This window comes from Paenibacillus polysaccharolyticus, assembly GCF_900102085.1.
Classification (GTDB): domain Bacteria; phylum Bacillota; class Bacilli; order Paenibacillales; family Paenibacillaceae; genus Paenibacillus; species Paenibacillus polysaccharolyticus.
The window spans coordinates 111,967-129,431 of sequence record NZ_FMVM01000011.1 but is presented as its reverse complement, the minus strand read 5'-3'; the positions used below and the strand labels follow the sequence as shown (position 1 = coordinate 129,431).

Sequence of the window (17,465 nt, the reverse complement as noted above, 5' to 3'; positions counted from 1 at the left end):
GCAGGGGGTCATCTTTTGTTTTCGTTTATTTTCCAGCAAAATCCTGCACTTCACACAACCATACCATATTTTCGCTTCCTTCACCCCAGTAGTCCTTCGTCACAACATACGGTTCTCCAAACTTCCGCCGCCACTTCTGCTGTGCAATTCGATAACCACTGTCCAGACAAAATTGGGTAATCCCCCGCTTCTGTAGTTCGGTGACCAATGCCGCAATAAGCGCTGAAGCAATCCCCTGGCCCTGCAGTTCAGGTAAAACATACAGTGAGCCCAGCGTTCCAACGTGATCCAGCCGATGGTTGGTGCATTCCTGAACGACTTTCCCGCAAGGCCCATATGAGATCGTACCTACGATCTTCCCTTCTTTTCGGGCAACAAAGAAAAAGGGACTTGTCGTCGTTGCTTCAAGATCAGATTCATGTTGCAAAACAGATTGTACTATAGTCTTTTTATGTTCGATCTCTTCCTGAATTTCATCCAGAAGTGATCCGATCCCTTCCTGACGGTATGCCTCTGGAATCGTTGTCTCAAAAATATGATATGCTCCATCCACATCTGCTACCGTCAGTGTTCCGATTGTTATCAACTTGCCTGCATCTCCATTCATCTATAAGCCTGTATTCATGTTGTTGATCTTTTCGCTCCATTTAGTCCGTACGGCGCTGAATGACTTGTCTCAGTTGATTCGCGTTCTCTAGAGGGATCGTATATCCAGTCGTCGTATCCTTTTGGTTTACAAGCAAACCTTGCGTCTTTGGATCTGCACCCAATGACAGATCGTACCGAGTGACGGCGCCATCTGCATATGTGATGTTCATATTGTACTCAGCTGCATAATTAAGATCACCTTTCATACGCTCGGCACTGAATATGGCTTCGGTCACGATTTGAATCTCGTCAGCGCGATCAAATTCTACATCGCGGCACGTTTTAGAGAAGTGAGCCTGATTACAAGATAACGTGATTAACGTAGGAATCCCTTCGCTCTGTTCTAGTTCCTCAGCCTCTTTGGAGCCCACATCACTCGAATTGTTGCCACCACACGCTGCAATGAATATGACGCTGAAGAATAGAAGCAACATTCCGATATGTCTCACCTAGCGGCCTCCCATTCAGCTAATAAGTCGTTTAAACGCGGGACTGTTTTTTGGACAAAAGCTCGTACAACCTCTTCGGTAATGTAACACGGAATGATGCCCGGCGCTTCCCCATGCAGAAAAGAAAATGTACGCTCCCGCCAGCATAGAATCTCTTCTACCGCTAAACGATCTGTCATCTCATATCCTGACGAGTTATTTAAGGCCGACCATACTTCTTCACTCCAATTCATGGTGCGATACAGATTAAAATCAATCTGATCCGTCTCCTTGTAATATAAACGGGCCAGGTCTTCCTTGGTTCGCACGACTCCCTCACGCTGGTCATGCTCACGAACCTGTTCCTCGAATGCAGGATACACACTTCGAAACCAGTAATAATCCGTCATCACATGCATGAAGTAACCAGTGACAAAGGAAGTCCAGCCTTCACTCTTGCGCTCGCTGATGTAATCACCATAAAACTTCTGGAGACGTCCGGTATAATTGTCTTCTTGCTCAGGATAAAAATGAGTATACTGCTTGTCGTCCCTTGTTGTGCCTTCACGCATATGAATGGCATCTGGCGCAATATTTCCGAGATAAAATGCTCCCAGGTCCAGTGGTTCAGGCAACGTATCAGCCAATCGATGGGCTACACTTAGATGCACCATAGGCAGAGGCATAGACCGATCTCCTTTTTCCATTGAAGGAATGGTTATAATATTTAATCTCTCGTTAGCTCACCAAACCTGCCACTCTCTCGTCCTGCATCCGGTCGAACAACTTCTCCAGATCTGTATGATACGCAGGTTGCTCCTTCACCAGCAAACGGATATATTCCGATCCACACTCGTAAAATACGAGGCGGTTAAAAGGTGCTGTATCGCCATAATGATTAGGCTGCAATTCATACTTGGCTCGAATCAAATTCTCGATATACCTTGCTACTCCTTCATTCCATTCCAGCCAGCTCCAATATTCCGCTTGCTCTTCTGTAAGAGATTGGAACAATGCCGTTCGCGCCACCTGAATTTGCTGTAAATTCTCACTTTTCAACGCTGATAGAAGAGATTCAATTCGTCCAGCAACAATCTCATCTTCGTACGGGAATTCGTAATCGATCTCCCAGGTTACACGCTTTAACTGGGTCATTTTATGTTTAATCTGCAGACGGTCAACGATGCGTTCCTCGTATTTTCCATAGACAGAACAATGCACGTATTCATGGAACAGAAAAACCTTCTGCTCTAGATCTTTGAAAACAGAAGCCGTCACAATCGCGCACATGCGATTGTCCATATGGTGTACAGGCACCGCGGCGAGACATTCATCGGGGAAATACAGGTCGTCCGGTACGGTTTTGACCCATTCATATTGCCCGGATGCAACTGAATAATCATAGATATATAACAACGACTCATGCACTACAACAACCGGATGGTGTTCTGCAAAAAAAGGATGCAGGCTGACCAGCTCGATCTGAAGCTCATTTAACTCGTTAATTTGCTGCAAAAATGTATCCATGTCTAACCCTCTCTCTTTGCAAAATGATACTATTATCATACTAAATCAGTATCCGTAAATCACTGAGAGAAAAATGATAATGTTGTGCGAAACTCCTCCTAGCTTTTGATATATCCCGCTTTGGACAGCACATATTTGGTGAATGGATTGATATCCGGAATCGGCTGAGTCAAGTCGAAGTACCTGAGCTCTAACCCTTCATCATCCATCACCGTTGGACTACCCGTAATGCCGCCTGCTTCATAGATTGCCATGACATTGTATACCTCATCTCCATGCGGATAACGGTAATACATATCCTGACCCGAAAAAATGGTAATCAGTTTATATGCCTCTGCTCGCAGACCAGCTTCTTCATATAGTTCACGCGCAGCATTCTCTTCCAATGATTCACCCGGTTCAAGCGAACCGCCAATGGTACCCCAATCCAAGCTATCTGTTCGTTTCTGGAGTAGCAGGTGACCCTGCTCGTTAAACACCAGTACACATGAACCTGCCATGATCAAGGGACGTGTGCCTACCAATTTTCGTAAATCCATGATGTACCCCATGTTAGCCTCCTGAGTCCAAATGTAGTTAAAACAGCCCCCGTTTACTTAGGAACCGGATTGTTTCAATATCCCCTGATCTACCGAATCTTGTACGATTTGTTGTGCATACTTCCACAGCGTTGCTGACCCATTTGCAATTTCGGCATTACGATTTAATACCTGATCACTCGTAATGTTATATTTCTGCCATGTATCACCTTCATTCTGATGATTATGAATGATCGGCTGCAACCGATCCATGGAAGAAGCAAACCTGGCCTCCGGTGTCTCTTTGGTCTCGAACTCCATCCACAGACTTAACAGTTCTTCGGCTTGGTCTTCTGGCAACATACCAAATAATCTGTGTGCAGCTTTAAGCTCTCGTTCATGTTTATCTGTGTTTCCTTGGGTGTCATACGCAAAGGTATCTCCGGCATCAATTTCAACAAGGTCATGAACAAGTAACATCTTGATCACTTTAAGCATGTCGATTTCCTTGTTAGCATGACCATGCAATATGAATGCCATCATGGCTAGATGCCAAGAATGTTCTGCATCATTCTCGAGCCGATCGCCATGGATAATTCTCGTTCTTCGTTCAATCGTTTTCAGCTTGTCTATTTCAATCAGAAACTGGACCTGTGACTCTAGTGTCTCATCCACGCTCTTACCCCCTTCAATTACTAACGCATACACTCTGAAATGCTGTACCAATAGACCTGATAGTTAAAATCCAGAGATAAACCTGCACCTTGTGCTAAACGGATCGAACCTATGTTATCCGGAGAGCAATCCCAATAGGGACGGATGCCTCTATCGTTACATTCGTTCATATACGCTTGAGCAGCCAAGGCAGCATAATTTCGCTTACGATGACCTTCCAATGTTTCAATATCAATGGCATGTGTGTTTCCATCGACAAAAGCAGAAATACATATGCACACAATCTCTTCCTCGCGAGTAACAACATAGCCAACACCATGTTTCAGAAAAGCATCTACGTTTGTCCAGAAATGCTTGATCTTATATGTGACAAAAGAAAGATTATTCAACCTATCGTCTTTCAAAAGTACTTCGTCTATTATAATAACCTGTGTTCCCTCGACTGGTTGTATAAGCATTCTAGAGGAAGATGAGCGCTTGGCACTCTTTGTTTTCTCTGTTCGCTCTATTCTTTCATCCGTTGGGTTTAGCAGATACACATGCTGTGTATCATCGTTCAGTTCACTCGGGCCAGCCATATGCTCAAGTACCGCTTCCCACCGACTATCTTCTACGCCAATCTCTACGTCAGAAATTTGTAATGATGCTAACGTGGGATAAATCTGTGTCTCCATGTACTCTCGGAGTTCACTTCGGAACACTTCATTCTGAAAATCACCAATTAGCTGATAACCGGATTGCCCCTGAACCCATACAAGTGCCGCTTGAGGATTGAGGGTATCGTCGACATAGACCCGTCCCGGGTTCATGCCTGATGCCACTGCTTTGACCTCCATATTGCGACAGGCATTGGTTAGATGTTTTATTTTGTGAAATTCAGAAGCCTCCAGCTCAGTAATCATGTACTCAATCCTTTCTTCACCTCACCGCTCTACTTTCTGCCTTGCTCGACTTTCATTTTAAGGATTTTCCACGTCCAGGCACCATACCAGATGCCGGCGGCAGGAAACAGAACAAGTGCAGTCAGTAAGTTTACATAAAACTCACCATTCAAGGTTAAACTTTGCCCGCTCCATGACGTCATCACCAAGGTATACAAAAAAGCAAGTGGCAGACCCCAGCCCAAAACACCGCGCACTAGGATATGATGCCTTTTTCCTTGCTGTAATTGTTTCTCCCATTTGATCCGTTGTGACTCTTTCATATGTCATATTCTCCTTTAAGCCTGCATAGCTTCTTGAATTTGTTTGAGCATATATTCGGCATAATCTCTTAAACGTGTATGTTCCACATTGACCGATTCACGTTCCCCGTTGTACTTAGCCAAACATTGCGAGATAAGTTCCTGATGTTCAGGCATTGCTTCTGCCACCGCACGCTCGCCAGCCTCTCGCTTGGAGTAAATCACTGATTCCTGAATATACAACAGCACGCGCGACAAACTTAATACGTAATAGACCGGATTATCCACGATTTCCTCCAATGCTGAATTTGCATCGGAGGCGATAGAATGGATGACATGTTCGCGGTTCGCCGGTTGGAACAATTCCTTAATCGGCTTGCCATACAGCACAATACCTCGATCATAGATCACCGCCATATGTGCAACCACATCCGGGTCTTCATGACCACCGCAGAGATAATCAGGATCATTTCTGTACTTCTCCCGGTGATATGCAGAATAATGAAACTCAAAAGGTGTAGGGTATTGACCACGTGTTACAGCTAACTCTAGTACAATACTAATCTCAAACCCTTTCGGAATATGCATTTCATCTTCTATACGTATCAGTTGGTCGGCGATTCTGCGGTAACTCTCAGAGGACCTTTTCTCTCTACATACAACTAAAATATCGATATCACTCTGCAGCGGATGGAAACATCCCATCGCCATGGAGCCATGTAAATACACGCCTGTTAACGCGTCGGTTAACTCTTCCTTTAATACTTCGATGAGCCTGCTCAATATGGTCTTTTCATTCACCTTGACTCTCTCCTTCTGTCAGAACCTCAACTGTCTATTTCCACCTTCATCTCCCGAACATAAACAGCCGTTCCTCTGATTCGGACATCCATTCCCTCTTGCTCCCGACGTACACTCACCTGAACCTTGCCATCTCTGCCAATCTCATGCCCTTGCTCTACTGTAAAATCAACCTCGTGAATCTCCTGATTCACATACGTTAAATAATAGGCTCCCATCACGCCTGAAGCGGTGCCCGTCACCGGGTCTTCCGTTGTACCTGAGTATGGCGAAGAGAAATGCCTTGCATGCATGAGAGCATCATCATCGCGTGTTTCGAAGCAGAAGGGATGTAAGGATGACTTGGGATTTTCAGATAAAATGTCCGGGAACTGAGAAGAATCCGGTTTCATTTTAACAAATGCCTCTAAACGACGAATCGGAATTAATAATGTCCATGTACCTGTACTCCCGTAAACGATGGGCATGGTCATGTCCAGATCATCCGTTGTCAGATGAATTGCTTTAGCCAGTTTCTCAACATCGCCTTGAAAGGGAACAAAACGTGGCTGATCCTGCTTCATCTCCATCAACCAGGTGTCACCTTGTTGTTCAAACTGAATTGGTAATATACCTACGTTAGTTTCAATTGTAATGGCGTCTTTACCCTCTAATAAACGACCTGTCTTAAGTCCATACATCGCCGCCATCGTCGCATGACCACACAGATTAATCTCGTGACCCGGAGTGAAATAACGTAACCGGACATCAGCCGTTTCAGATTTCAATACAAATACCGTCTCATTAAAACCGACAGCATGAGCAATCTGCTGCATTGCAGTTTCACTCAGATGATCTGCTTCAAACACAACGCCCGCCGGGTTGCCCTTGCCTGGAATGCTTGAAAAAGCTTCATAGTGGTACACTTGGATAGCACACATCTACTCTTCATCCTCTCTTTACAAAGCAGGAACTGCCCCGCCGTATAATTCAAGTGATTCATTTACAACAACAACAGCCCCACCATCCGGGCACGCATATACTTTGCTTTGATGGTTTTGAGCGTATTCTCTGAATGATTTCATCATCTCTTCGGAACGATCCCAATGGGGTGCAAACTCGAAATCTACAAGAGCAAGGGCCTGTAAATCGGTCAAACCGATATGATTCTCGTCTGCATCCTCACCGTATCCAGCTATTTGAATCGTAGGTGTCATCAGGATACTGCCCGCGCTAACCCCAATCAAAATACCACCGTCACTGATATAGGAACGCAGCTGTTCAAGCATATTTCGTTGCTGTAGCAAACTTAGAAAATAAAACGTATTCCCGCCAGATAAATGAATTGCGTCACATTGGAAAAGAGAGTCCAGCATGCTTTCCTCATACTCGGTATCCAGATCATAATACTGCACATCTTCCATCCCAAACTGGCGATAAAAACGCCGAGTGTGCTCGACATAAATCCGCTGTGGGTCGGAACAGGAAGGGATGTAACCGATTGAAGGCTTTTTGTGCTGAAACAAACTTCGAATTCTCTCATTCAGTTCATCATGGGGCTCAAAATACAGATCGCTTAGCAAAACCAGTTTAGGCCTGAGCATTAGATTTTCCCCCCTCTATTATTAAGGCGTGTCTTAGCTTGTTACTACCGACTTACGTGCATTCCATGCTTCTTAAACTCGCTGTCCAAAATGGAGAAAAAACACTGGTCCGTCCACTTATTCCGCCACCATAACTCTTCCTTGAAAATGGCTTCTCTTGTCATGCCTACATGCTGCATTAAAGCCGCTGATTTTACATTCTCGGCATTACACATGCCTACGACTTTGTGTGCTTGTAACTCGTTAAATGCAAATTGTAGTAATAACCGGGTCGCCTCGCTTCCGTACCCCTGTCCTGCATATTCAGGCAGCACTGCGAAACCAATCTCCCAGCTTTTGCGAAAATCAACGTAACTCCACATCTGAACGATGCCCACTGGTGTATCACTGGCATCATTCAAGCGACGGATAACAAAATCATACGCATACGGTGTCTCGCCCTCAACGGGGAAGTGACTCCGGTACTTCTCCTTCGCGTCCTCTTCCTTCGTTTCCACACTCTCCTCATAATTCCACAAGCTTGCATCACATTCCAGTTTGCATATAAAGTCCATATCCTGCTCGTTTAAGCTAGTGATCCGAATCTGTTGTCCAACGATTTCCATACTAGTGCCTAGTTCTCTTCTCCAAGGATAGCGATATAATGTACATGATTAGAAGATTCGAATAACCTTACATGCCATAACTATTGCAATTGCCCATTAATGTATCTACGATGGTTGCTTGAAGCATCTTGTATCCACAAATCCAGTTCAACCCGGCTTACATAAAACTGATCTTGAACTTTTATAAAGGGAAACATTTTCCCCTCAAAGTGGTGAAAAGCATTCAAACTGCTCTGTTCTGTTTTAATGATGCTCATCACCTGATCTTCATTCATGCCCAGATATGTAGCCGTCTCTTTCAGTGTCAGCAAAACCTTGTCAGACAAGAGCGTCTGCTGTTGCGCTGTCTGATTCAGTGTTCCATTACTTGAATCTTTGTCCTGATTCATGAGCAGTACAGAGCTAATAATAAATGAGACCCCCAGAATAAAACTGGCTAATAGTATCGATAATGAAAGGGAAGTGGACTTCATATGAACCCCCTATTTGATTCAGAATGAACCGCGTGACATTTTCATCAGCAAAATGTTTGAATACACTCTCTCGGTCTGCCAAAGTTAGTTCTCTCATATACAGTCTTTGTGTCTCCATCGACTGAAACAGCGTCATCAACCATTTCTCCTTTTCAAGCTAAACATCACGGACAGTGTAGTACCCTGCCTCTCCAAGAAAATCATCTCTAGTTAGATCATGCTCACCTAACATCATTCTGTAATTCGTAATCGTACCATCGTGTGACACGATGAACGTATGTCCCGTCTGTTTTCTGCACCAAGCCAAGAGTTGCTCTGCTAGTCGTGTGAACTGTTGTGTATTCATCTGATTTATACTTTCTTCCCAGGCTTCTAATCCAACATCTATGTATTGCTTATCTGGGTATAGCAAGCTGAGTTCTGCCATTGAATAGATTTGATCACAGCCTAATGGAGCAAACTTCAGATCTTGAGGATACATTCTAGGGCCGACTAGAGGGCTAATTACAGCCCCATTATGCTCATTCGTCATTAATAGTTCTACCGTTTCAAGAGTACGTTTAGTAGGACTTATCAAAATAGTATCGTGTGGCATTATCTTGATGTTTTTACGTAAGGCAACGATTTGTTTTTTTCCCTGTTCAGTCAACCCCGGGTGTAATCGGTTAAGCTCCTTCGGATAATTCAACAAATGCTCCGCGTGACCATGACGAATAAATGTAATATCCACTCGGTACCCCTCTATCTCTGAATAAAGTGTCTAGTGCTGCTTGCATCACGAAGATTAACGAGTTCTTTTCGCAAAAAGTCGGCATCCATCATCGAGCCGCCCATCCTTCAACAAACCCATTTTGAAATCCGCTTACAAACACGGAACTATTACTCATAAATTTTGCCCATGTACATCATCTGAGCACATCGCTTCCAAGGGTTATCAGGCTTCTCATAATGCGTTAATCCCTTAATGGATTCCTGCCCCCAATCTGCTGCAGCTTCCAAATATGATTCGATCGAATCATGTTGCCATTCATCGGCACAGGTGTGTCGATCCTTACTTAAAGCACTTAGGAAAGCAATAAAAGTGGCTTCGTCCTGCACCTCATTCACAAGTTCAAATAATGTCTTCTGCACCGCGTTCTGAACCTTCTTTCATGTTGTACTTGTTAATCGATGTCCGCAATGATCCACTTCGCAGCATCACCATCTGTTTTCCATTTCCAAAACACCATGGTGGAGCTGGACTCGATGTCGTCTTCGTCCACTTCCGTAATCATTACAACACCTTGATAGAGCTTTTTTTGTTCCGTAATCGTAATGTCACCCATGGAAGTGATTTTACGAAAAGTATAATTCGGCATGCCGGAGATCGGAGATTCCGGCGCAAAGAGGCTCATATATCCCTTTTCATCCTGTTCATATAAGTAACGCATATGCGTATTCATTAGTTTGACAATTTCCAGCTCATCACCAGAATACTTGCTCTCATCCACATATTCGGGCGGGGCAACTTCATCTTGTGGCATAGAGACTGCTGATTCATCTTCATCCACGGTTAATTCGTCATTCGTACTTACCGAGGCCTCCGTTTGTTGTGTATCCTCAGGCTTTGTTTTACTCTGACAAGCCGTTACAAGCAACAACATAACACTGAGGATCAAGGCATACTTTCGGATCATTCCACTTCACTCCCAGTTCGTTTTTAACCCATGACTTCCTGTAGATGTAAAAATTTTCTCCCAGGTACATCATAACCCATAATGTGGGATTTGCGAACGAAATAAGTTAACTTCAAGACCACATCCTTCCATCATAAAAAAACACGCTGCCTGCATGGATATATCCATGCTATATGCAAGCGCGCTAGCTTAATTATTTATTTACAAACCTATTTAATATTCCTGTACCCTTAACTTGGAGCTCCTTCCCCTCCTCATCTTTCAAAAGATATCGCTGTTCCTGTGATGTATTACCATCTTTGCTGACCTCATTTCGTAAATCTTCATATCATGTTAAACGCAAATCAAATACATCTTTACCTCTTTCTTATCTATTAAGCAACCCTTCATCAAACCATACATCCTCATAATCCTCGGCAATCAGGAACCTCCATCCCGGAGCAAGTCCGAGATATCGACTAATCTTCGCATCCCATTCATCAATATGAGCAACATGTAGCGGTACAAAGAAATCATCAGCTGCCGAATATTCCTCGGCCCAAATGTACCAGCCCGTCGTATCGCCTTCTGGCTGAATTCGCATCCCATGGATAGGCTCGCGTTTCTCCTTTACGTTCCAGGCAATCCCTACCTTCAGGTGGGGTTCACTCGGAACATAGTCTGCATGGTATTTCTCACACAGTTGCTTCTGTACGTGTATAGCACTCTCCTGCTTCACCATATCCCTCCATCCTTGGCATCAGATGCTGTAATAGCCTCTGTATCCTGATAACCATTCGTCTTTGGAAAAATCCACAAAGTCGTACGGCTCGCACTTCTTGAGATAAAGCACCTGATCATGCGCTTGTTCGCCGCCCTTTTTTTCCAAATACACAATGGTTTCTTCAAAGCCCGCACCGCAAAGCAGCTGCACATCAATGTAACTGCCTGCGTCCTGATTTTTTCGTTTGGCTTGCCAGATCAGCTCTGTGTCCTCTACGCTACCGATAGCAAACAACATGATGCACAGCAGTTTCAATACCTCATGATCCTCTGCTTCCCGGCTTTCCATCTCTTGTTGCACCAACTTACGAATCGATTCCCGATGTTTCTTGTCAGGCTCCAGTCCGTACAATTGCAACAATTCATCTTCATTCATACCTGTTCACCTGACTTACCTCAGAATGTCGTTTAATTCTTCCGCTTTTTTCCTGCTATCCATTCTAGCATAAAAATAAAACGCAATAACATGCAACACGATTGATAGAAGCCACATTCCCGGGAACCAAGGCGCAATTAGCTCAAACATCTCTCTGGAAAACAACCAAATGATGCCCATGCCTCCGGCAATGTTACATGTAGAAGAAATAACGATGTTCCATATCGGCTTCAACGTAAGATGATTCCACAGTGCGCTGTACATCACTCCAAACAATAAAGCCGCAATAAGGGAAATGCCTGCAATGTTCCACAAATACACCATTTGAATGGGCTGATCGCGGTAGAACAGTGTCAGCAGCAGAATGACCCAAAGTGTCGTGACCGTAAATACCTGAAAAAATGATTGTTTAAGCTGATTGATCATGATAGTTTCCTCCTAAAGTTTTGAATATAAAACCGACTGACGGAGTAGCTGGAGCCATCGGTCAGATTAACCTGAATTCTGGCATGTTCGGCAGCTGAAAAGTTGCTGATATGTGTGGTGTTAATCATCGTCTGATTGTTGATTCGTACGAATGAAGTATCTTGAAAATCTTTTTCCACATATTTCAGACGTTGGTTAAGCAAATATCTCTCTCCTGTGACGACACGCACCCCGCACATGCGATCTTCCGATTCAATGGCAATGACGCTGCTAAGTCTAATCCTCACCTGACGATTGTTTTTCGCTTGGATCACGACCAGTTCCGTCTCGGATTGACCAATCGCTTCCCGAATACGATCCCACCTTGACTTCTCTGCAGGATGAGTTACTATTTTGGCCTCGTTAGGCTGCATCTCCTGATTTTCCTCAAACATAACTTTCACGCGTTGCCCTCCTCTCACCACTCATATTACATATCTGAAAAGACACTTCCCACTACTTTGCGTTTTGTTGCATGAACCCGTAGTTGTGTTGCATTAAAAACAAAAAAACTACTCTCCAGAGTAGTTTCATGCACCTTTTTACTCGTTTTCACACTATTGGAGTTGAACAACTCGGCCAATTCGCTCATAAGCATCCATAGGGAACTCATAACTCCATCGAGTCTTATATTCCTCTAGACCCAAGTCCTTCAACTTACTGAATTCCCGGTAAAATAATTTCGTTAGCTTAACTAGAGTTAATTCCTCTGACATCAGCAAATTCCCATCTGTGACCACATGTGAGCTAAAATTGTCATGCATCTCGTACACCATAAACTGAACCCGTGCCTGAGCGATTTTCTTGATTTTAAAGCGGCATTCCCCTGGCTCCGTCTGCATCACCATGACAACTTCTTCAGCACCTCTATGTAAGGCAATGAGTTGACTAGCCATATCCCCCAAGGCATCCGACAACCAGGAAACTGGAATTTCGATGATTTCCTGTAATTGAGATTCAATCTCTATATCCAGCCATCCATGTGGTTCGAGCTTCATCTTGATGTCCATCTATGTTGCCTCCCTACCTCATGCTGTAGTGCAAAATATGCTGAATACCAGGCAATGCCGTAAAGTGAACTTGTTCATTTTTAGAGTAAACCGGGGAAAATCCGGTGATGAAGGCGACCCCTTCGCTTTTTCAGTTTTTTTCTGTCCTCTCCGTTAAAGCGTAAATGAATAGTTCAACTTATAGATGTTCGTAGACATGCCATTCCTTGAATCTTGTTTTCAAATTCAAGGCGGTCTTCTGGATAAAAGTTGATATGCTGTCCATCGTCAACACATGGAAATCATCCACAGGCTCGTTCTCCTGGTTCATGAGGAAATCCAACTTTTCTCCCCTATACTCGTACACCTCCAGTGCTGTCAGGCCACCAAACTCATATGCCTTTGCTGTTATCAGTTGATCTAACCACCCCGAAGCACCAACGTATTCACGCAGAATTCTGAACTCCAGCTTCTTCACATCATGGGTGTACACACATCGTCCATTCGGTTCAGCTTCATATGGTGGATAAATCTGATAAGTCCACTCACGATCAGTGTATATATGGGCGATGTAACCGCATAGATATTGCGAAAATTGAGGGTCTTGCTGCATTCGTTGTCTGTTCGATTCAATCACCTGCTGAAAATCAACATCTGTAGGAAATTCATGTTCTACAGCCATCAGGTGAGTTTTTGCCTTGTCACTGCGTATGTTCGTTCTCACATGAATGGAATCCGGTGCTAAACTCCCCAGCAATAGAGACGGAGATGGGTGCGAATTGATTTCGGCTGCAACTGCAAAATGAACCATTGGCCAAGGCAATCTAAGCCCTCCTTTTATACAGAGATGTTATGATTTCAATGACGAAGCAGCGTGGCTTCCCCCTCTTTCAAAACTCTGTCCTCCTTACATCTTTCCGCACAAACAAAGAGGCAACAAGTGCAACGGAACTTATAAGCGGTAACCAAGCCATCCAGCCCATAATGACCAGTATAGGTGCCAGCATCAGAATGACTCCGAAAAACACCATCAGACGTAGCTTTTTCCTAATGCCTTTGACCGTCCAGATCAGCCCCGTGCAAGAAAGTACGATTAATAAAGCAATGTAGTATCCATCCATCCTGCTTTTCCCCCTTCGAGAATAAAATCAGCACTTTGATGAACAGTAACCTCCGTTTATGACATCCGCTATCCAATCAAGTAATCAACCACCGGGTATGAGATTACGTTGCGGTCCCGATATGTAGAGGATATGACCTCGGGATGTGTGCTAAGAATGCCGTTCTGTAACATCACGGGTCTGAATCCGCGCTCCATGGCACCATTGTATGTGAACAGGACACACTCTTCTGCGGCAAAACCGGATACGATGAGTAGTTCAACGCCTAAATCTTTGAGCGTCTGCTCCAGATTGGTTTGCCAGAATGCATTGGAACTCTCTTTGGTGATCGTAATATCTTCCCCATCCACATCAATCTCTGAAATGACCTGATATTGCTCGGGTTCTGCTCCCTCCATGCCTTCCACATCTTGAATATGCACGACCACATGGTCATTGGAGCGAAGTACGTTCGCGACATGATTGATATATTCGCAGGCATGGTCTATGGCCTTCTGATCCATCTTTTGACGCACAATGCTCTCTTGCATATCCACAATTAACAATCCTGTTTTCATCCGATCTCTCCTTCTAATATCCAATCGTTTAATTCGTATTTCTGCTTGTCGTTATCCAGTTAATCATCCCTAAACAATTCATGCAGCATTCGATCCCGATTCTCCAGAAAGCTGCGAGTAATCTGATAATGATCTGTATCCTCATACCTGATCTCGTGAATATGTCCGTCGTCAAAACTTAGAATATTGGCCCCCGGATACCCGAGCAGAATGGGCGAATGTGTCGCAATGATAAATTGCGAAGTACTCGACAAGTCATGAATAATTCGTAGCAACGAGAGCTGCCGCGCTGGAGACAAAGCGGCCTCTGGCTCGTCAAGCAGATAAATCCCCTTGGAACTGAAACGGTTGATGAACAAGTTAAGAAAAGACTCACCATGGGATTGCTCATGCAGCGAACGCCCTCCATAATATCGAAGCGATTCGGGCATCTCATCCACATGGGATGCAAATTGATAGAACGATTCCGATCGCAAGAAGAAACCGTTTGCCATTTTAGGCAACCAGGCCAGTCTTAGATAGTCTCCTAGTGAGGACTCAGATGCATGTGTTTCAAACACATTATTCCGCCCGCCTCCGGCGGTATTAAATTCACATTGATGAGCGATGCCTTCCAGCAATGTTGATTTTCCAGATCCATTTTCACCAACAAAAAACGTAACGTTATTGCTAAACTCCAGTCGTCCCATGGAATGAATCGAGGGGGTACTGAAGGGATATTCCCCAGGTTGCTCAATCTTGTCTGACATTAATTCAACACTTCGAAGATACATGATCTACCTCCTGCCATAGGTTCATTCACGTTAACTCCTATGTCCATCGTACCCTATAATCCAATATTTTGGAAACCGCTTTAATTGAAAAAGAGCGAGCCCGTTGGCTCACTCTTTATGATCCTTTCAATGTTGCTGAACACGCTTGTCATTGAGCAAGGTGCCACAATTGAGAACTAAAACGGATACGCGCGTCCTTAGGCTAATTAAAATACAAATCTTCGCTGTGCCCAGTAGCTGAACACAAAGATTGAGATTTCCGTCAGAATTTTAGCTGCCAGTAGCGGAATGATCAGTTGTTCATTATACAAATATAACAAACCGTAGTTTAGTAACAGCACAAGCACCACAAGCGAGAAATATTTCGGTAACGACTGCTGAATCTTGGAACTCCGACCTGCGGAGAAAACATATTTGCGGTTCAAAGTGTAATTGAACATGGAACTGCAAAGCCTTGCGGCAACCACCGACAGAAACAGATTATGTGTGAAATACTGTATGATAAATAATAATCCAAAATCAATCAGAGCAGATAAGACAGAAGATGTACTGAACATCAGAATGGGCATGTAGATACGAAATGAGTCTGCCAAAGGACGGAAATGGGAGGATTCATTGTGGTCCAGATATACCGTATCAATGAATTCTTCTGTAATTTCATAACCTTCCTTATGTGCGGTTAGCAGCATGTTCATCTCATACTCAAACCGTTCTCCGGGAATTTGGCACAGCCAGTCCAGCATCGCATATGGAAAACCACGAAGTCCCGTCTGTGTATCATTCACCTTACTGCCTGTTGTCAGCGCAAACACAGTACGGGTAACACGGTTACCGAAACGACTACGGACAGGCACCTTACCTGTAAAGCGACGACTTCCTAATACAATGCCAGGGCTTGTCTGCGCAAGCAGTGTCTCAAAGATACTCCGAATATCATGCGGCAGATGTTGCCCGTCACTATCTGCGCATACGACTCCGCCTTGCGGTCCATGCTCTCTTATATACTGAAAACCTGTCTTCAGCGCCCGCCCTTTGCCCCGATTGACCTCATGTGTCAGCACTGTACAACCGTACGCCTCAGCTGTCTCGAAAATTCCACGGTATTCAGCCCCGCTACCATCGTCCACGATCACAATAGGCCCAAGCTTAAATGTCTGTAACTGCATAACCAGATTCAATAAACGAACGTCAGGTTCATAGGATGGAATAAGGATCGTCATATTATTGTGCCTCCGTCAGATACAGAATGTCACTTACGCCACGCTCCTGGTTACGTCCCAGAGGATTGTTGACTACCCTGCCCATAAAATACATGGTGGAAGAACCACCGCCGTCCAGGTTATATGCCTCGGTTGCGCCCAGGTCTTTCATCGTCTGGGCAAGTTCAGCCAGTGTCATGCCCCGGCTGTCATCCTGTCTCCCATCAACCACAACGAACACATAGTGGTTTGGAGCGATCATACCGATCGCTGTTCGTGGATTCGCATCCTGAATGGAGCGATTGCCAAAGTTATTGTCGATCTTCACACTGCTGAAATCACTGGTGATTTCACCGTTCTGCACCAGAATCGGCCCAAAGGATAATGTATTGGTTACCCCTTCTTCCAGCAGTTCAGAAGAAGATATTTCATTTTCATCATACGTTTTGATCGTCCCGTCATTAAACAAGGCTAACGCATCCCTTGTCGGGCTGTCCCGATACAACACACCATTACGGATGATAACACCATCATCACGGAATCCATAGTAATCTCCGTTAACCGCGAAGATCGCGTTATTTGTTTTGGCAATCTCCGATGTGTCCTCAGTGATATTGGTGCCAAAGCTATTGTCCGCCAGTGCAGTTCGTAAACTGCTCGCGTCCTTCGCCTGTACATCAGCCACATAATACGTAATCTGATCCGATCCCGAGCCTGTCTGCTCTTTCTGGATCTGAATCTTTAGATCGTCACTGCTGTAACTCCAGTCATCTGACGTTGCATGTACACCCGTTGCACTCGTTGTAGTAGAGGTTGTACTCGCTGTTCCCTCAGATCTAGCATTCGCAGTTGCAGGAGTAGCTACCGTGTTATCATCAGCCACAACCACCTGTACATGCCGAATCAAATATCGGTCAGCCAGACTGTACAGAATGCTACCTATAACAATGACAGCCACAAGGGTAATGGTAAGCCACCTGCGTTTTTTTCGGGAAACAGGAATGCTATGTTGGTCTTTCCGATTGTTTTTTTCAAAGAGTTTGATCATGTATCATTCACCTCTCCAGATTCATTTACGTTCTAATGCCATATTAGGACCAGTAACT

The 17,465-nt window shown here is 44.4% G+C and carries 27 protein-coding genes; all 27 read right to left on the bottom strand.

The window, feature by feature from the left end:
* Positions 1 to 25: 25 nt before the first annotated feature.
* The 27 genes from BLQ13_RS16615 to BLQ13_RS16480 all read right to left on the bottom strand — a co-directional run bounded on the left by BLQ13_RS16615 (position 26) and on the right by BLQ13_RS16480 (position 17,407).
* Positions 26 to 586: a GNAT family N-acetyltransferase gene (locus tag BLQ13_RS16615; protein WP_244159342.1), complete on the bottom strand. Its 561-nt coding sequence runs from the start codon at positions 584 to 586 to the stop codon at positions 26 to 28.
* 61 nt (positions 587 to 647) lie between these two features.
* Positions 648 to 1,097, bottom strand: coding sequence for a YhfM domain-containing protein (locus BLQ13_RS16610; protein ID WP_090922065.1), 450 nt, complete (start codon positions 1,095 to 1,097; stop codon positions 648 to 650).
* Positions 1,094 to 1,762, bottom strand: a complete 669-nt coding sequence (locus BLQ13_RS16605; protein WP_167375765.1) for a zinc dependent phospholipase C family protein — start codon at positions 1,760 to 1,762, stop codon at positions 1,094 to 1,096. Before BLQ13_RS16605 ends, BLQ13_RS16610 begins: the two co-directional genes overlap by 4 nt.
* Positions 1,763 to 1,814: 52 nt before the next feature.
* Positions 1,815 to 2,603, bottom strand: a complete 789-nt coding sequence (locus BLQ13_RS16600; protein ID WP_090922061.1) for a hypothetical protein — start codon at positions 2,601 to 2,603, stop codon at positions 1,815 to 1,817.
* Between the two features lie 98 nt (positions 2,604 to 2,701).
* Positions 2,702 to 3,154: an NUDIX hydrolase gene (locus tag BLQ13_RS16595; protein ID WP_090922059.1), complete on the bottom strand. Its 453-nt coding sequence runs from the start codon at positions 3,152 to 3,154 to the stop codon at positions 2,702 to 2,704.
* A 45-nt stretch (positions 3,155 to 3,199) separates the two neighbouring features.
* On the bottom strand, positions 3,200 to 3,796 hold the full coding sequence (locus BLQ13_RS16590) for an HD domain-containing protein (RefSeq protein WP_090922057.1): 597 nt from the start codon (positions 3,794 to 3,796) through the stop codon (positions 3,200 to 3,202).
* Between the two features lie 20 nt (positions 3,797 to 3,816).
* Positions 3,817 to 4,698 carry a GNAT family N-acetyltransferase gene (locus BLQ13_RS16585; RefSeq protein WP_090922055.1) on the bottom strand — a complete coding sequence of 294 codons (882 nt, stop codon included), beginning with the start codon at positions 4,696 to 4,698 and terminating at the stop codon, positions 3,817 to 3,819.
* A gap of 29 nt (positions 4,699 to 4,727) precedes the next feature.
* The gene (locus BLQ13_RS16580) at positions 4,728 to 5,000 is read right to left on the bottom strand and encodes a hypothetical protein (RefSeq protein WP_090922053.1); all 273 of its coding nucleotides are present in this window, start codon (positions 4,998 to 5,000) and stop codon (positions 4,728 to 4,730) included.
* Between the two features lie 15 nt (positions 5,001 to 5,015).
* Entirely contained in the window at positions 5,016 to 5,780 is a 765-nt protein-coding gene (locus BLQ13_RS16575) for an aminoglycoside adenylyltransferase domain-containing protein (RefSeq protein WP_090922051.1), read from the bottom strand.
* 26 nt (positions 5,781 to 5,806) lie between these two features.
* Positions 5,807 to 6,700 (bottom strand): PhzF family phenazine biosynthesis isomerase, encoded by an 894-nt coding sequence (locus BLQ13_RS16570; protein WP_090922048.1) that lies wholly within the window; start codon positions 6,698 to 6,700, stop codon positions 5,807 to 5,809.
* Between the two features lie 18 nt (positions 6,701 to 6,718).
* Positions 6,719 to 7,363 carry a Type 1 glutamine amidotransferase-like domain-containing protein gene (locus tag BLQ13_RS16565; protein ID WP_090922046.1) on the bottom strand — a complete coding sequence of 215 codons (645 nt, stop codon included), beginning with the start codon at positions 7,361 to 7,363 and terminating at the stop codon, positions 6,719 to 6,721.
* Positions 7,364 to 7,407: 44 nt separating this feature from the next.
* Positions 7,408 to 7,968, bottom strand: coding sequence for a GNAT family N-acetyltransferase (locus BLQ13_RS16560; RefSeq protein ID WP_090922044.1), 561 nt, complete (start codon positions 7,966 to 7,968; stop codon positions 7,408 to 7,410).
* A gap of 80 nt (positions 7,969 to 8,048) precedes the next feature.
* Positions 8,049 to 8,441 (bottom strand): helix-turn-helix domain-containing protein, encoded by a 393-nt coding sequence (locus tag BLQ13_RS16555; RefSeq protein WP_139168913.1) that lies wholly within the window; start codon positions 8,439 to 8,441, stop codon positions 8,049 to 8,051.
* A 157-nt stretch (positions 8,442 to 8,598) separates the two neighbouring features.
* Positions 8,599 to 9,171, bottom strand: coding sequence for a histidine phosphatase family protein (locus BLQ13_RS16545; RefSeq protein WP_090922037.1), 573 nt, complete (start codon positions 9,169 to 9,171; stop codon positions 8,599 to 8,601).
* Positions 9,172 to 9,320: 149 nt separating this feature from the next.
* The gene (locus tag BLQ13_RS16540; protein ID WP_090922035.1) at positions 9,321 to 9,572 is read right to left on the bottom strand and encodes a DUF7660 family protein; all 252 of its coding nucleotides are present in this window, start codon (positions 9,570 to 9,572) and stop codon (positions 9,321 to 9,323) included.
* A gap of 32 nt (positions 9,573 to 9,604) precedes the next feature.
* Positions 9,605 to 10,117, bottom strand: a complete 513-nt coding sequence (locus BLQ13_RS16535; protein WP_090922033.1) for a hypothetical protein — start codon at positions 10,115 to 10,117, stop codon at positions 9,605 to 9,607.
* Between the two features lie 367 nt (positions 10,118 to 10,484).
* On the bottom strand, positions 10,485 to 10,838 hold the full coding sequence (locus BLQ13_RS16530; RefSeq protein ID WP_261769181.1) for an immunity protein Imm33 domain-containing protein: 354 nt from the start codon (positions 10,836 to 10,838) through the stop codon (positions 10,485 to 10,487).
* A gap of 18 nt (positions 10,839 to 10,856) precedes the next feature.
* Positions 10,857 to 11,255: a hypothetical protein gene (locus tag BLQ13_RS16525; protein ID WP_090922031.1), complete on the bottom strand. Its 399-nt coding sequence runs from the start codon at positions 11,253 to 11,255 to the stop codon at positions 10,857 to 10,859.
* A 15-nt stretch (positions 11,256 to 11,270) separates the two neighbouring features.
* The gene (locus BLQ13_RS16520; RefSeq protein ID WP_090922029.1) at positions 11,271 to 11,681 is read right to left on the bottom strand and encodes a hypothetical protein; all 411 of its coding nucleotides are present in this window, start codon (positions 11,679 to 11,681) and stop codon (positions 11,271 to 11,273) included.
* Positions 11,678 to 12,115 carry a LytTR family DNA-binding domain-containing protein gene (locus BLQ13_RS16515; protein WP_244159350.1) on the bottom strand — a complete coding sequence of 146 codons (438 nt, stop codon included), beginning with the start codon at positions 12,113 to 12,115 and terminating at the stop codon, positions 11,678 to 11,680. The genes BLQ13_RS16520 and BLQ13_RS16515 overlap by 4 nt, the downstream gene beginning before the upstream one ends.
* Positions 12,116 to 12,277: 162 nt before the next feature.
* On the bottom strand, positions 12,278 to 12,730 hold the full coding sequence (locus BLQ13_RS16510; RefSeq protein ID WP_090922025.1) for a hypothetical protein: 453 nt from the start codon (positions 12,728 to 12,730) through the stop codon (positions 12,278 to 12,280).
* A gap of 178 nt (positions 12,731 to 12,908) precedes the next feature.
* Positions 12,909 to 13,532 carry a hypothetical protein gene (locus BLQ13_RS16505; protein WP_090922023.1) on the bottom strand — a complete coding sequence of 208 codons (624 nt, stop codon included), beginning with the start codon at positions 13,530 to 13,532 and terminating at the stop codon, positions 12,909 to 12,911.
* Positions 13,533 to 13,599: 67 nt separating this feature from the next.
* Positions 13,600 to 13,830 carry a hypothetical protein gene (locus BLQ13_RS16500; protein ID WP_090922021.1) on the bottom strand — a complete coding sequence of 77 codons (231 nt, stop codon included), beginning with the start codon at positions 13,828 to 13,830 and terminating at the stop codon, positions 13,600 to 13,602.
* A 68-nt stretch (positions 13,831 to 13,898) separates the two neighbouring features.
* Positions 13,899 to 14,387, bottom strand: coding sequence for a cysteine hydrolase family protein (locus tag BLQ13_RS16495; RefSeq protein WP_090922019.1), 489 nt, complete (start codon positions 14,385 to 14,387; stop codon positions 13,899 to 13,901).
* Positions 14,388 to 14,446: 59 nt separating this feature from the next.
* Positions 14,447 to 15,160, bottom strand: a complete 714-nt coding sequence (locus BLQ13_RS16490) for an AAA family ATPase (RefSeq protein ID WP_090922017.1) — start codon at positions 15,158 to 15,160, stop codon at positions 14,447 to 14,449.
* Positions 15,161 to 15,366: 206 nt separating this feature from the next.
* On the bottom strand, positions 15,367 to 16,380 hold the full coding sequence (locus BLQ13_RS16485; protein WP_090922015.1) for a bifunctional glycosyltransferase family 2/GtrA family protein: 1,014 nt from the start codon (positions 16,378 to 16,380) through the stop codon (positions 15,367 to 15,369).
* Position 16,381: 1 nt separating this feature from the next.
* Positions 16,382 to 17,407, bottom strand: a complete 1,026-nt coding sequence (locus BLQ13_RS16480; RefSeq protein ID WP_090922013.1) for a phosphodiester glycosidase family protein — start codon at positions 17,405 to 17,407, stop codon at positions 16,382 to 16,384.
* Positions 17,408 to 17,465 lie beyond the last annotated feature (58 nt).

Coding starts and splice junctions, on each gene's coding strand:
- BLQ13_RS16500 (WP_090922021.1), bottom strand. CDS start 13,830: ATGGATGGATACTACATTGCTTTATTAATCGTACTTTCTTGCACGGGG.
- BLQ13_RS16530 (WP_261769181.1), bottom strand. CDS start 10,838: ATGGTGAAGCAGGAGAGTGCTATACACGTACAGAAGCAACTGTGTGAG.
- BLQ13_RS16555 (WP_139168913.1), bottom strand. CDS start 8,441: ATGAAGTCCACTTCCCTTTCATTATCGATACTATTAGCCAGTTTTATT.
- BLQ13_RS16585 (WP_090922055.1), bottom strand. CDS start 4,698: ATGATTACTGAGCTGGAGGCTTCTGAATTTCACAAAATAAAACATCTA.
- BLQ13_RS16560 (WP_090922044.1), bottom strand. CDS start 7,968: ATGGAAATCGTTGGACAACAGATTCGGATCACTAGCTTAAACGAGCAG.
- BLQ13_RS16485 (WP_090922015.1), bottom strand. CDS start 16,380: ATGACGATCCTTATTCCATCCTATGAACCTGACGTTCGTTTATTGAAT.
- BLQ13_RS16495 (WP_090922019.1), bottom strand. CDS start 14,387: ATGAAAACAGGATTGTTAATTGTGGATATGCAAGAGAGCATTGTGCGT.
- BLQ13_RS16515 (WP_244159350.1), bottom strand. CDS start 12,115: ATGTTTGAGGAAAATCAGGAGATGCAGCCTAACGAGGCCAAAATAGTA.
- BLQ13_RS16570 (WP_090922048.1), bottom strand. CDS start 6,700: ATGTGTGCTATCCAAGTGTACCACTATGAAGCTTTTTCAAGCATTCCA.
- BLQ13_RS16535 (WP_090922033.1), bottom strand. CDS start 10,117: ATGATCCGAAAGTATGCCTTGATCCTCAGTGTTATGTTGTTGCTTGTA.
- BLQ13_RS16510 (WP_090922025.1), bottom strand. CDS start 12,730: ATGGACATCAAGATGAAGCTCGAACCACATGGATGGCTGGATATAGAG.
- BLQ13_RS16565 (WP_090922046.1), bottom strand. CDS start 7,363: ATGCTCAGGCCTAAACTGGTTTTGCTAAGCGATCTGTATTTTGAGCCC.
- BLQ13_RS16595 (WP_090922059.1), bottom strand. CDS start 3,154: ATGGGGTACATCATGGATTTACGAAAATTGGTAGGCACACGTCCCTTG.
- BLQ13_RS16580 (WP_090922053.1), bottom strand. CDS start 5,000: ATGAAAGAGTCACAACGGATCAAATGGGAGAAACAATTACAGCAAGGA.
- BLQ13_RS16480 (WP_090922013.1), bottom strand. CDS start 17,407: ATGATCAAACTCTTTGAAAAAAACAATCGGAAAGACCAACATAGCATT.
- BLQ13_RS16520 (WP_090922029.1), bottom strand. CDS start 11,681: ATGATCAATCAGCTTAAACAATCATTTTTTCAGGTATTTACGGTCACG.
- BLQ13_RS16490 (WP_090922017.1), bottom strand. CDS start 15,160: ATGTATCTTCGAAGTGTTGAATTAATGTCAGACAAGATTGAGCAACCT.
- BLQ13_RS16525 (WP_090922031.1), bottom strand. CDS start 11,255: ATGAATGAAGATGAATTGTTGCAATTGTACGGACTGGAGCCTGACAAG.
- BLQ13_RS16600 (WP_090922061.1), bottom strand. CDS start 2,603: ATGGATACATTTTTGCAGCAAATTAACGAGTTAAATGAGCTTCAGATC.
- BLQ13_RS16605 (WP_167375765.1), bottom strand. CDS start 1,762: ATGCCTCTGCCTATGGTGCATCTAAGTGTAGCCCATCGATTGGCTGAT.